We start from the raw sequence: 12,204 nt of genomic DNA on the forward strand, positions 1-12,204 counted from the left end.
TTCAAGAAAATTTCATTCATAAAACTGGCAATATCATCCATGATTTATTTTTCACTCTATGATGAATTCTATCTTCGAGGAGGAGTGAAAAATGCTCAAAAAACTACTAATTAGCATTTCATTACTATTATCTCTTGCGCTGGTACCAACCATATCTCACGCTCAGCAGGTACATACTGTTAGCCGTGGGGATACAATGTGGAAGATCTCTGTTTGGTATCAGGTTGGCTTGTCAGAAATTATTGCAGCTAACCCACAGATTAAGAATCCACGCTTGATCTATCCAGGGCAAAAGATCACCATTCCAAACTATAGTGGAACAAAGAATGTTGAAAATCAAGTCATCCAGCTAACGAATCAGGAACGGGCAAAGTACGGTTTGAAGCCATTAAAAGCCAATTGGGAACTATCAAGAATTGCCCGCTACAAATCCGCTGACATGAGGGACAAGAATTATTTCTCCCATGACAGTCCAACCTATGGCTCTCCTTTTACCATGATTAAGAGCTTTGGACTGGCGTATCGAAGTGCAGGTGAAAATATTGCAGCTGGGCAAACGACACCTCAGCAGGTGGTTCAAGCTTGGATGAATAGTCCTGGTCACCGGGCTAATATTTTGAATTCATCCTACACAGAAATTGGGGTAGGATATGCGGCAGGTGGCTCCCAAAGATATTACTGGACGCAGATGTTCATTCAAAAATAATGCAGTAATATATTGTGCAATAAAGCCTAAAATGCCGGGATATTCCGGCGTTTTTTTATGGGGAAAATGGCGAGTAAGTCCCAGACCTATCCCTTTCTAAGACTCAAGACCGATCGAAAAATAAAGCTCAGGCTCGTTATGAAAAGCATGAAATCTAGGTAAGATGAAATCAAGAAAGGAGGCAACAACAAATGAAAAAATTCGGGTTGCTTTTATTAGGAGGCATTGCTGCATTCGTGTTGATTGCAAATCTTGGACCATTGGTAGGGCTTGCCGTGAGCTTAGCCATCCTGTATTACGTCTTTAAACAGTTCCTAAAAACAGATTCCCTTGGACTAAAGATTGGACTCGCTATCTTGGGCTTTTTCTTACTCATGGCAGCGGCCTCCAATGTACCGGCCATTATCGGCATCGTCGCAGCATACATTCTCTTTGTCGTTTATAAAAAATGGAATGGTACAAAGGAGATGGCCGTCGAAAGTGACGACCCATTCCAAAACTTTGAAAAGCAATGGTCAGAGCTTAAGAATTACTAATCAGTACAAAGGTTCACAGAAACATTCATTGTCACAAAAAACTATCAAATGAGGAGAGGTTAATATGACCAACTTATTCACCCGTATTAAAAATATCGTCGTTGCAGACATCAATGAGGCATTGGATCAAAAGGAGAAAAGAAATCCTATCTCCTTACTAAATCAATATCTTCGTCAGTGCGAACAGGAAACAGAGAAGGTGCAGAAATTAATTACACGACAATATCGCTTAAAGGAAGAATTCGCTCGTGAGTATGGGCAAGCGGCTGAGCTTGTGGATAAACGCAAATATCAAGCGGATGTTGCCGCCAAAGCAGGAGAAAGCGAATTACAGCAATTTGCTATGCAAGAGGCCATCTATTATGAAGAGCGTGCAGCTAGACTTAAGCAATCGCTTCATGAAGCGGACAAAGAATTACAGGACCTTGAGAGAAAATATGAAGAAATGAAGCATAGGTTAAAGGATATGCAAATTCGTCGCATGGAATTAATGGGTCGTGAGAATGTTTCAAGAGCCAATCACCGCATTAACCAGGTCATTGATAACGACCTATATTCAGAGAAGTCTTACTCTCGTTTTGCGGAGATTGAATCCTACTTGAATCGCCTCGAAAATGAAGTGAATTCTTCCTATCAGCGCAGCACGATTGATGCAAGAATCACACAGCTTGAAAAAGATATGAAAAAAGAAGAAAAACTGGTATAAACATGATATTCTAAAAAAGGGCGTAGAGTTTCTACGCTCTTTGAAGCTAACAAAGTTATTTCTCATAGGAGGGGAGGAGCAAATATGCAGTTAAAGATAAAAAGCGAATATGTCAGCTGGGCAATTTTACTAGGCCTAGTCGTTTTATTACTAGAGATTTCTTTCTTTAATCGCGGCGTCATCTTTTCCCTCCTAGTTGCAATTGGCATGATATACATGGGACGAAAATGGATGCCTAGCTCAACGGGAAAATTATTTTTCTGGTTTGGAATCATCTTTTTCACACTAAGTATCTTTAATATGATGACATTTAAGTTCCTGCTCTTAGCGATATTAGTTTTTCTCATTATGGAATATGCCAAATCGAAAAAGAAGCCCGAAGTCATCCAACCGATTATAAAGACAGAGGATTTAGAGAAAAAACAAGCAGAGGTATTACTCGAAAAAAAGCCAATTTTTGAAAACACGCTTTTTAAAGATCGGAAGACACCTGAACAGGTCTACGAATGGAATGATATTAATATCCAAACATTGATTGGGGATACAACGGTAGATTTGAGCTATACGGTTCTTCCAAAAGGGGAAACCGTCATTTTTATCCGTAGCTTTGTCGGCAATCTTCAGGTTCTCGTTCCGTATGATATAGAGGTGAGCATCAATCATTCCTCTATCGTGGGTACCGCAAACGTCTTTCATTTTGAAGGGGATAAAATGTTTAACCAATCCGTTCAGTATCAAACGGAAGGGTATGAGAAGGCGGAGCAGAAGGTCAAAATCTTCACCTCGTTCTTTGCTGGCGATTTAGAGGTGAAGCGCTCATGAATATTCTTCAAAGGCAGATTGGCTGGGGGCTACTAGTAGCCTTTATTGTTTTTGTAATGATCACGATATCGTTTACTCTTTCTTTTCCAATTTCGAGCTTCAGTGAACTTTGGGAACGAGAGCTAATGGATATCCCCTTTATTCTATTTGTGCCAAGTATTAGCCTTGCCATCGGACTTTTGTTTGGCGTCGTTTCGGGCTTCTATTGGAAAAAACAATTCCAATCCATCAATCAAATGCTTCACGAAATTGAAGAGGGAAGAACGATTGACGTAAAGGAAGAAGGAATGTTTGACGACATGGAAGAGATTTTTGGACGAGGCAAGAAAATTCAAAGACAAATTGCTGAGCAGGCAAAGCTGTCACAAAAGCTAGCGAATGAAAAAGCAGAGGATCAGGAAAACCGCATTCAGGAAATTATCTCTCAGGAGCGAAATCGCCTTGCTCGAGAGCTTCATGATTCGGTAAGCCAGCAGTTATTTGCGGCATCCATGCTCATGTCTGCCATTAATGAAACGAATCAACCTTCCAACGAGCGAGAGGCGAAACAGCTGCAAATGGTCGAGGCGATGATTCATCAGTCCCAGCTTGAAATGAGAGCCCTTCTTCTTCATTTGCGTCCTGTTGCATTAAAAGGAAAGTCGCTTCAGGAAGGAATTGAAGAGCTCTTAATCGAATTATCACAGAAAGTAACGATGAACATCAATTGGAAGGTGGAAGATTTTCCTCTCGATAAAGGGGTAGAGGACCATCTATTTCGAATTTTGCAAGAGTCCGTCTCGAATACGTTAAGACATTCTAAGGCGAATGAGCTGGAGGTTCTGCTCATACAGAGAGACGATTTCATTATTTTGCGAGTGGTCGATGATGGGGTCGGCTTTGACCAAGAAGAGTCGAAGGCAGGCTCTTATGGCATGCAGAATATGTACGAACGTGCAGTGGAAATTGGCGGCACGTTAAAAATCGTTAGCGTCAAAAATAAGGGAACTCGTCTTGAGGTTAAGGTTCCAATTATGGAGAAAAAAGGTGAGGTCAATGATTAGAGTATTATTTGTCGATGATCATGAAATGGTGCGTATTGGGGTTTCGTCCTATCTTTCTGCTCAGCCCGATATTGAGGTGGTTGGTGAGGCTGATAACGGGAAAACAGCAATTGAGCTTGCTTTAAAGCTCCGTCCTGATATTATCCTAATGGATCTGGTTATGAACGAAATGGATGGAATTGAGGCGACAAGAAACATCATTGCCGAATGGCCGGAAGCCAAAATTATTATCGTCACAAGCTTTCTCGATGATGAAAAGGTCTATCCTGCTCTAGAGGCAGGAGCGACGAGCTATATGCTCAAAACCTCGAAGGCGAGTGAAATTGCCGATGCCGTTCGGTCTACATATCAAGGGCAGTCTGTTCTTGAGCCAGAAGTAACGGGGAAAATGATGACGAGGATGCGCCAAAGAAACAATGCCCTTCCCCATGAGGAGCTTACTTCCCGCGAGATGGAGATTCTTTTATTAATGGCGGAAGGAAAAAGCAATCAGGAAATTGCAGATGAACTCTTTATTGCTTTAAAGACGGTAAAAACTCATGTCAGCAATATTCTGAGTAAGCTTCAAGTACAGGACCGAACGCAAGCAGTCATCTATGCGTTCAAGCATTCATTGGTAGAATAAAGGATAAGCTTATTGACATCGTCAGTAGGCTTTTTTTGTTACCTTCTATACCGCCATATACGTGTGTGTTCACTAAGTTATTCGTACCGAATAAAACCCGTTCACACACACGTATATGGCGAAAATCAGCACGGTGATTGAACAAGCATTTACACGTTTTTGAACAAAACTTCTTAAATAATCTCCCAACTTGTCTCATATATTTAGAGAGTAGATGTTATGAAGTTAGGAGATGCAGCATGAGTACATTTGTAAGAGGGTCATTGTTGTTAATTGTTGCTTCCTTTTTGGGAGAATGTGTGGAATTTGTGATGAATATGGTCTTAGCGAAAGAGCTTGGTGAAAGAGGATTAGGTCTATATATGTCGATTCTGCCGACAGTTTTCCTCATTGTTCTCTTGGCTAGTTTTGAGCTGCCGATCTCAATTTCGAAGTTTATTGCGGAAAAGGATGAGAAATACCATCGCTATATGCTCAAGTATGCCATCCATATGACAGTGGTCATTACTGCCGTCTTTCTCATTCTATTTATCCTGCTCATGCCGTTCTTAACGATGTTTAAGGAATATCATCCACTTTTTAAATGGCTGATAGTCGTCCTTATTCCGCTTGTTTCCTTTACGTCCATCGCAAGAGGGTTCTTTATGGGAAAGCAGCAGATGGGCAAGATTGCATTGGCGAATTTCATGCGGAAATTTGTCCAGCTCGGCCTGCTTGTGTTCTTGTTTCAGCTGTTTGAATTTGATATGGAATCGGCTATTTTGATCGCTTTTTTTACTTTTGTAGGAAGCGAGTTTGTCATTTTCTTATATTTGCTTCATATGTTTTACCTTCAGTATCAACAAATGAGGCCTCGTTCCTCAGAATATATTAGCGGCAAAGCTGTACGGAAGAATTTGATCGCGGTTTCTGTTCCTACAACAAGCATAAGAGTCTTTCATTCGTTAACCCATGCGATCCAGCCCTTTTTAATTAAAGCGGCCCTTCTACAATCCGGAATGACTGCAAGCCTAGCAACCGAACAATTTGGCCTCATGGCAGGTGTGGCGATGACCATCGGCTTCTTTCCAGCCTTTATTGCTCATTCCTTATTAATTGTTCTGATTCCAACTGTGTCAAAAGCCTATGCCCAAAGGGATCTGGATAGGCTGCAGCATTTATTAAGACAGGTAATTGGAGTTACCTTCTTATACGGTATGCCCGTTGTCCTCGTATTCTATTTTTTTGCCGAGCCATTAACAAATCTGTTTTTAACCTCCGAGACCGCGGCCCTTTATTTACAAGTATTAATTCCCTACTTCCTTCTCCATTTCTTTGTGATTCCTTTCCAGGCTTATTTAATTGGGCTTGGTCTATTGAAGGATGCCTTCATTCATAATGTGTGGTCGACAATTGTTTCCTTTGCTCTGATTTATTTTCTTGGCTCGATGCAAAGTTTCGGTATGGATGGAGTGATCATCGGAATGAATACAGGTACCGTTCTTCTTACCCTGATGCATTACTTAACCATTTGTAAGAAAATTGGAGTATCCTATTATTCTCTAAAAAGAGTGGCAAACCCATCTATGTGATTAATTTTTTTGTAAAATAATTTCAAACCTGGAAATAGTTAAAACTACTGAAAAAAGTCACTCCCATTCACAAAACAGTCAAAATTAAAAAAATAGCCTCTTATTAGAAACCCTTCAAAGTAAGGGTTTTTTCTGTTCTATAACATGTGAGACCCTTCTAGAAAATAATAGAATTCAAATATTTGTCAAATCATTGTTTCTAAAATGTGACAAAAGTCACAAAATAATGTTATTGTCAACTGAAAATGATAATCTTTAATTGTAAGAAGAAATAATATTTCTATTATTAAGAAAAGGGGAGATTATGATGTTTGGAAAATTATTAAGAGAAAATAATATTGTTGCTGGTATTTTAACCATTGTAAGAATATATTTGGGCTGGGCATGGATGTCAGCAGGCTGGGGGAAAATTACCGGCGGCTTTGATGCAAGTGGGTTCTTAAAGGGAGCAATTGCAAATCCGGTTATGGGACCTGATGGAAATATGGTCTATAGCGGTTGGGTCTCCTTCCTTGAAAGCTTTGCGATTCCTAATGCAGGATTATTCAATTTCCTTGTAGCTTGGGGAGAGCTATTAGTCGGTCTTGGTCTTATTCTTGGATGTTTCACAACAGCAGCTGCATTCTTCGCCTTAGTCATGAACTTTGCATTTATGCTGTCAGGTACAGTATCTCATAACCCAACTGATGTGATTATGGGAGTCTTCATTGCGGCAGCAGGTTATAACGCAGGTAAATTTGGTTTAGATCGTTTCGTATTGCCATACCTTCGCAAGCTAGTGAGCAAAGGAAAAAGCGAAGCAGGCCATTCGATATCCGCATAAATAATGATTGGTAGAGAGGAAGGCAGTGGGTTTAATCCCACTGCTTTTTCAATTTCTTTAGAGAAAACTGTAGGGTTATTCCTTCGCATAAGCGTCTATTAGGGTGAAGAGTGTTTTTGTGCTTTGAGGAGGAAAAAACATTGACAAAACAAATCGAAAATCAATTAGAAAACATATTTGAAGAATGGGTACAGGAGAATGGACAATCGCTATTAAACTATATTTATAAACTAGTTCAGCATAAGCAGCTCTCAGAGGATTTATATCAGGAGGTATTGATTTCTTCCTATCTTGCCTTACCAACCTTTGAAAATCGGTCCAATCTAAAAAGTTGGATTTATAAGATTGCCATCAATAAATGTAAGGATTATTGGCGAAAACAAAAAACCGTACAGAAATTTTGGGAGGAAAAGGTTTATTTTTACGAGTCAAGTTCGTCAATCCCACTTCCTGAGGAAGCTGTTATTAACAAATGTTCTGAGGAGGAAATGATCGAAACGATTAATGAGCTACCAGATATTTATCGAGAGCCATTGCTCCTATTTTATTATAAAGACCAAACATTGGGAGAAATTAGTGAGACGAAGAAGATCCCGATTTCGACAGTTAAAACAAGAATGAGAAGGGCTAAAGTTCAGTTAAAGGAGAGAGCTGAAGAGCTTGTCGCACTATAATTGGGAAATTTGACATATAATAAGGGAGTGATTGAAGGAAAGGAGTATACATATGAAGGAAAAATATTGCAAGGATTCATTCGTTGTCAAAACGAGCATTGTATTACCGCCGAATACGAATAATTATGGAACTTTATTTGGCGGGAAGTTGATGGAATATATTGATGATGTGGCTGCCATATCTGCCATGAGACATGCTCGTAAAAATGTCGTAACGGCTTCGACAGATTCGGTTGATTTTCTGCACCCTATTTTTAGTGGTCATTCCGTTTGTTTAGAGTCCTTTGTTACCTATACAGGAAGAACCTCGATGGAGATATTTGTGCGCGTGATTGCAGAGGATCTTTTAACTGGGGAAAGAAATGTCTGTGCATTATCTTTTTTAACGATGGTGGCCATTGATCAGGATGGAAAACCATCTGAAGTGCCAAAGGTGATTCCACAAACAGATGTAGAGAAGGAGTTATATCTCTCCGCAAAGGAACGTGCAGAAAGTAGAAAGAAGAGAAGAGCCGAAACAGAATCTTTTGCGAAAAAGTTTGGTACTAGTCTACCATGGTAAAGATTTTTTTGACACTGACCTCTCTAATGAGGCAGTTTTTTTTGTCTGATTTTAAGAGAAAAGAGGTTATTTCCTCGGAAATGATATGCAATTGGAGAAATGTTGGGTCAAAGAATTTTTGAGAAATTTGTAGTCTGAAAATTAAATATATTGTTATAATGATAGTATTGTTTTTGTATTAGGGTGTTTTCGTACGGATGGTGGTTTTTGAATGGCTTTGTATAACATCGAGAGGAGTGGGGTCTTGCGTCCAATCATACTTGGTCTACTTGCAGCGTTATTTTTTGCAACAACCTTTGTTTTAAACAGAGGGATGGAGTTATCAGGCGGCAGCTGGATCTGGAGTGCTTCGCTCAGGTTTATTTTTATGGTGCCCTTTTTGTTGGTGATCGTCATCAGGCGAAATAATCTAAAGCCGCTCCTTGAATTGATGAAGGAGAAGCCTTGGGAATGGGTGTTATGGAGTACAGTTGGATTTGGGCTATTTTATGCACCGCTTTGTTTTGCAACTGTGTTTTCACCAGGCTGGCTTGTGGCAGGTACATGGCAATTCACAATCATTGCCGGCTCCCTTTTAGCACCACTGTTTTATGAAACGATTCACACAAAAGAAGGCTCAATCAAAATTCGGGGTAAAATTCCACTGAAGGGTTTATTGTTTTCGTTGATCATTTTGCTCGGTATTGGATGCATGCAGCTTGAACAGGCGGAAAGCCTAACGACAAGGGATTTTTGGTTAGGGATCATCCCTGTTGTCATTGCTTCGTTTGCGTATCCTTTAGGTAATCGAAAAATGATGGTGATCGCAAATGGACGGTTAGACGTGTTTCAGCGGGTACTCGGTATGACGTTAGCAAGCATGCCGTTATGGCTGGTTTTGTCGGTATACGGGGTGATTGAGGTGGGGATGCCAAGTGCTAGCCAAACATTTCAATCCCTGATCGTCGCCATTAGTTCGGGAGTGATTGCAACCGCCTTGTTTTTTAAAGCAACCGATATGGTGAAGGACAATATGCAAAGACTAGCTTCCGTTGAAGCAACACAGTCTATAGAAGTGCTTTTTGCGTTAATGGGAGAAATCATCTTCCTTTCGCTGGCCTTTCCATCTCCACTTTCCTGGCTAGGAATTGTGCTTGTTATTATTGGGATGATTCTTCATAGCTATCTTTCACATGTGGGGGTAAAGGCAAATTCAAATGTGAATTTACAACCAAAGAAGGCGAGAATATAAAAAAGAACGACCGCGGTCGTTCTTTTTGCATATGGGCTTAATCTCTACTCCCAAGTATTCCAAAAATACGCAGGATGCTAATAAATAGGTTGATAAAATCTAAATATAAGTTAAGTGCCATGAGCGGTACTTCTTCTGCGGTAACTCCATAATGCTTCATCCGGTTGAAATCAAATAGAACATAGCCGCTAAAGACCAATACGCCGATAAAGGAGAATGCCAGCATCCCTGTAGAGCTTAATGGCCAAAAAATATTAAAGATGGATATGGCAATTAATGCAATCAATGCAGCCATTAGCATTCCACCAAGGAAGGAGAAATCACGTTTTGTCGTGGATGCGTAGATGGCAATGCCAGCAAAAACGGCAGTTGTTGTTCCTAAAGCGGTTATTACCGTGTTCGCTCCAATGGTTGCTAGATAGTACGAGATGATCGGATACGTAGTGACGCCTGAAATAAAGGTAAAAACAAACAAGAAGGTATAGGAAATAGACTTCTTACGGCGAAGCAAGAATGCACCGATTAACATGACAAATTCTAGAATGATGAGCGGAAGAAAAAGAGCCGGTGGAACAAAAACTCCCGCCATTGTCCCTGCGAACGCTATCCCTAAGGAAATGGCAAAGGTTCTCAGGACAGAGGGCAAATGCTGATTAGTGGATGTGTAGGCATACATATATCTTTCACCTCTGAATTAGAATGATTTATTGGTATGATACTTATACGTATGAAGGGTCTTGAGGTTTCATTCGATTGTTTAATTGGTTCAAAAGTAACACAGTTTAAGAAAAGAGCCTTATTTTTTTAACAGATCACGAATTTCCCTTAGTAACTCTTCCTTCGGATCAGCCTTGGTTTCTTCCTTCTTTTCTTCTTCCTTTCGTTTAAATCGATTAAAAAATCGAACAAAGAGAAAGATGGAGAATGCAATAATGAGAAAATCGACAACGGTTTGAATAAAGGAGCCATATTTTACTGTTGCAGCACCAACTGGAAAAGAGAGCTTACTGAAATCAACTCCACCGACCAATAGGCCGATAAGAGGCATAATGATATCATCCACGAGGGAGGAGACTATTTTTCCAAAGGCAGCTCCGATAATCACCCCAACGGCTAAGTCTAATACATTCCCTTTGAGTGCGAATTTCTTAAATTCATTCAACAAATTAGAAAACCTCCTTTGATTTTGGTAATACTTGATGTACTAATATAAATTATTTTAGAAAATTTGTAAAATAAAAGAAGAAAGCAGGAACCGATGAGGTTCCTGCTTAATATCTGATCTTAAAAGAATGAAAGGGCTCGGTATCAGCTTGTTCCTCGACTTTTAAATCTGTTACCTTGGAAAAAGGAGTTCCTAATCGAAGATCATTCATGAATTGGTCAAGGTTATCCTTATCTCCAACCGCAACAATTTCTACTGATCCCTCTGCTGAATTTTTTACCCATCCTGTGATGTCATACTGTACAGCTTTCATTTGGGTAAAATATCTAAATCCAACCCCTTGAACATTGCCACCTACGGTTATATGCAAACGAACCAACCTAATTCACCTCTTTTTTAAGGCTGTAAACGCAACGGTTGTGACGTTGCTCGGGCCGAATCATTTCACTTAGAAAGCCCAGTCACCCTTGCGGAAGATAGGTTCTGCCGTGCCGTCCTCTGTTATTCCATCAATATCCATTTCAGCGGAGCCAACCATGAAGTCCACATGGGTAATACTTTCATTAAGTCCATTCTCAGCCAACTCTTCGCTTGTCATTTGCTTACCACCTTCAATGCAGAATGCATAGGCACTACCGATGGCAAAGTGGTTTGAAGCATTTTCGTCAAAAAGTGTATTGTAGAAAAGAATATTAGACTGTGATATCGGAGAATTATGTGGCACTAGTGCAACCTCTCCAAGATAATGGGAACCTTCATCTGTTTCCACAAGACGCTTCAGGATTTCTTCGCCTTCTTCAGCTTTTACGTCCACAATGCGACCATTTTCGAAGGTGATTGTAAAATTATCAATAAGGTTTCCACCATAGCTTAAAGGCTTTGTGCTAGAAACGGTACCGTTTACTCCAGTTTTATGTGGAACGGTAAACACTTCTTCAGTAGGCATGTTGGCCATAAATTCATGACCTTTTTCATTCACGCTACCAGCTCCAACCCACACATGCTTATCAGGAAGTTCAACCGTTAGGTCCGTTCCAGGTGCTTTATAATGAAGCTTTTTGTAGCGTTTTTCATTAAGATAGTTCACTTTTTCATGAAGAGTTTCATCATGCTTTTTCCATGCTTCAACCGGATTGTCTAAATCTGAACGGGTTGCCTTGAAGATCGCATCCCAAAGCTTCTTGGTAGCAGTTTCCGCTGATTCATTTGGGAAGACCTTTGCCGCCCAGCTTTGTGATGGTGCAGCGATTACGGTCCAACTCACTTTATCAGACTGGATATATCGACGATAGGTCTTGAGGGCTTTTCCGGCTGCCTTTTGGAAGTTGGCAATGCGCTCAGGATTGATTCCTTTTAGTAAATCAGGGCTTGAAGAGACAATGGACATGAAGGCCGCACCATTCTCAGCCAGCGCTTCAGTCTCTTTCGCTCTCCATTCAGGATACTCGTGGAATGCTTCATCAGGTGCCAGCTCATACTTGGTTCTTGATACTATATCATCGCTCCAGTTCACAACAACATTATATGCACCCGCTTCATAGGCCTTCTTAACCACCAGTCGAACAAACTCAGCGGAGTCAAGAGAAGTATTAATAACGAGTGTTTGATCCTTCTGAACATTGACCCCAACTTTAACTGCGAGCTCAGCGTATTTCTCAAGGTTCTGTTGAAACTCTGTCATAGGGAAATCTCCTTTGCTATGTATTATTCATATTGTAGCTTTTAATCTCAAAAAAAAAA

General features: G+C 40.3%; 15 protein-coding genes. 11 read left to right on the top strand and 4 right to left on the bottom strand.

Annotated features, from left to right (window positions below; all coding sequences use genetic code 11):
- Positions 1 to 91 precede the first annotated feature (91 nt).
- The 11 genes from safA (at position 92) to J2S07_RS09065 (ending at position 9,299) form a co-directional block, all read left to right on the top strand.
- On the top strand, positions 92 to 706 hold the full coding sequence (safA, locus tag J2S07_RS09015; protein WP_307150100.1) for a SafA/ExsA family spore coat assembly protein: 615 nt from the start codon (positions 92 to 94) through the stop codon (positions 704 to 706).
- Between the two features lie 191 nt (positions 707 to 897).
- Positions 898 to 1,242 carry a lmo0954 family membrane protein gene (locus tag J2S07_RS09020; RefSeq protein WP_307150101.1) on the top strand — a complete coding sequence of 115 codons (345 nt, stop codon included), beginning with the start codon at positions 898 to 900 and terminating at the stop codon, positions 1,240 to 1,242.
- A gap of 64 nt (positions 1,243 to 1,306) precedes the next feature.
- Positions 1,307 to 1,948 carry a PspA/IM30 family protein gene (locus J2S07_RS09025; RefSeq protein ID WP_307150102.1) on the top strand — a complete coding sequence of 214 codons (642 nt, stop codon included), beginning with the start codon at positions 1,307 to 1,309 and terminating at the stop codon, positions 1,946 to 1,948.
- Positions 1,949 to 2,032: 84 nt separating this feature from the next.
- Positions 2,033 to 2,770 carry a cell wall-active antibiotics response protein LiaF gene (gene liaF / locus J2S07_RS09030; RefSeq protein WP_307150103.1) on the top strand — a complete coding sequence of 246 codons (738 nt, stop codon included), beginning with the start codon at positions 2,033 to 2,035 and terminating at the stop codon, positions 2,768 to 2,770.
- Positions 2,767 to 3,813 carry a sensor histidine kinase gene (locus J2S07_RS09035; RefSeq protein ID WP_307150104.1) on the top strand — a complete coding sequence of 349 codons (1,047 nt, stop codon included), beginning with the start codon at positions 2,767 to 2,769 and terminating at the stop codon, positions 3,811 to 3,813. Before liaF ends, J2S07_RS09035 begins: the two co-directional genes overlap by 4 nt.
- The gene (locus tag J2S07_RS09040; RefSeq protein ID WP_307150105.1) at positions 3,806 to 4,438 is read left to right on the top strand and encodes a response regulator transcription factor; all 633 of its coding nucleotides are present in this window, start codon (positions 3,806 to 3,808) and stop codon (positions 4,436 to 4,438) included. The genes J2S07_RS09035 and J2S07_RS09040 overlap by 8 nt, the downstream gene beginning before the upstream one ends.
- A 239-nt stretch (positions 4,439 to 4,677) precedes the next feature.
- Positions 4,678 to 6,009, top strand: a complete 1,332-nt coding sequence (locus J2S07_RS09045; RefSeq protein ID WP_307150106.1) for a polysaccharide biosynthesis protein — start codon at positions 4,678 to 4,680, stop codon at positions 6,007 to 6,009.
- A 307-nt stretch (positions 6,010 to 6,316) separates the two neighbouring features.
- Positions 6,317 to 6,832, top strand: a complete 516-nt coding sequence (locus J2S07_RS09050) for a DoxX family membrane protein (protein WP_307150107.1) — start codon at positions 6,317 to 6,319, stop codon at positions 6,830 to 6,832.
- Between the two features lie 140 nt (positions 6,833 to 6,972).
- Positions 6,973 to 7,506 carry an RNA polymerase sigma factor gene (locus J2S07_RS09055; RefSeq protein WP_307150108.1) on the top strand — a complete coding sequence of 178 codons (534 nt, stop codon included), beginning with the start codon at positions 6,973 to 6,975 and terminating at the stop codon, positions 7,504 to 7,506.
- Between the two features lie 52 nt (positions 7,507 to 7,558).
- Positions 7,559 to 8,068: an acyl-CoA thioesterase gene (locus J2S07_RS09060; RefSeq protein ID WP_307150109.1), complete on the top strand. Its 510-nt coding sequence runs from the start codon at positions 7,559 to 7,561 to the stop codon at positions 8,066 to 8,068.
- Between the two features lie 244 nt (positions 8,069 to 8,312).
- Positions 8,313 to 9,299, top strand: coding sequence for a DMT family transporter (locus tag J2S07_RS09065; protein ID WP_307150172.1), 987 nt, complete (start codon positions 8,313 to 8,315; stop codon positions 9,297 to 9,299).
- A 37-nt stretch (positions 9,300 to 9,336) separates the two neighbouring features.
- On the opposite strand, the gene J2S07_RS09070 is transcribed toward J2S07_RS09065, so the two are convergent.
- The 4 genes from J2S07_RS09070 to J2S07_RS09085 form a co-directional block, all read right to left on the bottom strand.
- Positions 9,337 to 9,975: a Bax inhibitor-1/YccA family protein gene (locus tag J2S07_RS09070; RefSeq protein WP_307150110.1), complete on the bottom strand. Its 639-nt coding sequence runs from the start codon at positions 9,973 to 9,975 to the stop codon at positions 9,337 to 9,339.
- 120 nt (positions 9,976 to 10,095) lie between these two features.
- On the bottom strand, positions 10,096 to 10,464 hold the full coding sequence (mscL, locus tag J2S07_RS09075) for a large conductance mechanosensitive channel protein MscL (protein ID WP_307150111.1): 369 nt from the start codon (positions 10,462 to 10,464) through the stop codon (positions 10,096 to 10,098).
- Between the two features lie 106 nt (positions 10,465 to 10,570).
- The gene (locus J2S07_RS09080) at positions 10,571 to 10,843 is read right to left on the bottom strand and encodes an acylphosphatase (protein ID WP_307150112.1); all 273 of its coding nucleotides are present in this window, start codon (positions 10,841 to 10,843) and stop codon (positions 10,571 to 10,573) included.
- 69 nt (positions 10,844 to 10,912) lie between these two features.
- The gene (locus tag J2S07_RS09085) at positions 10,913 to 12,145 is read right to left on the bottom strand and encodes an aminopeptidase (RefSeq protein ID WP_307150113.1); all 1,233 of its coding nucleotides are present in this window, start codon (positions 12,143 to 12,145) and stop codon (positions 10,913 to 10,915) included.
- Positions 12,146 to 12,204 lie beyond the last annotated feature (59 nt).

The sequence above is a fragment of the Anoxybacillus andreesenii genome (assembly GCF_030813005.1).
Classification (GTDB): domain Bacteria; phylum Bacillota; class Bacilli; order Bacillales; family Cytobacillaceae; genus Robertmurraya; species Robertmurraya andreesenii.

Coding starts and splice junctions, on each gene's coding strand:
- liaF (WP_307150103.1), top strand. CDS start 2,033: ATGCAGTTAAAGATAAAAAGCGAATATGTCAGCTGGGCAATTTTACTA.
- J2S07_RS09060 (WP_307150109.1), top strand. CDS start 7,559: ATGAAGGAAAAATATTGCAAGGATTCATTCGTTGTCAAAACGAGCATT.
- J2S07_RS09045 (WP_307150106.1), top strand. CDS start 4,678: ATGAGTACATTTGTAAGAGGGTCATTGTTGTTAATTGTTGCTTCCTTT.
- J2S07_RS09040 (WP_307150105.1), top strand. CDS start 3,806: ATGATTAGAGTATTATTTGTCGATGATCATGAAATGGTGCGTATTGGG.
- safA (WP_307150100.1), top strand. CDS start 92: ATGCTCAAAAAACTACTAATTAGCATTTCATTACTATTATCTCTTGCG.
- J2S07_RS09050 (WP_307150107.1), top strand. CDS start 6,317: ATGTTTGGAAAATTATTAAGAGAAAATAATATTGTTGCTGGTATTTTA.
- J2S07_RS09025 (WP_307150102.1), top strand. CDS start 1,307: ATGACCAACTTATTCACCCGTATTAAAAATATCGTCGTTGCAGACATC.
- J2S07_RS09085 (WP_307150113.1), bottom strand. CDS start 12,145: ATGACAGAGTTTCAACAGAACCTTGAGAAATACGCTGAGCTCGCAGTT.
- J2S07_RS09035 (WP_307150104.1), top strand. CDS start 2,767: ATGAATATTCTTCAAAGGCAGATTGGCTGGGGGCTACTAGTAGCCTTT.
- J2S07_RS09070 (WP_307150110.1), bottom strand. CDS start 9,975: ATGTATGCCTACACATCCACTAATCAGCATTTGCCCTCTGTCCTGAGA.
- J2S07_RS09020 (WP_307150101.1), top strand. CDS start 898: ATGAAAAAATTCGGGTTGCTTTTATTAGGAGGCATTGCTGCATTCGTG.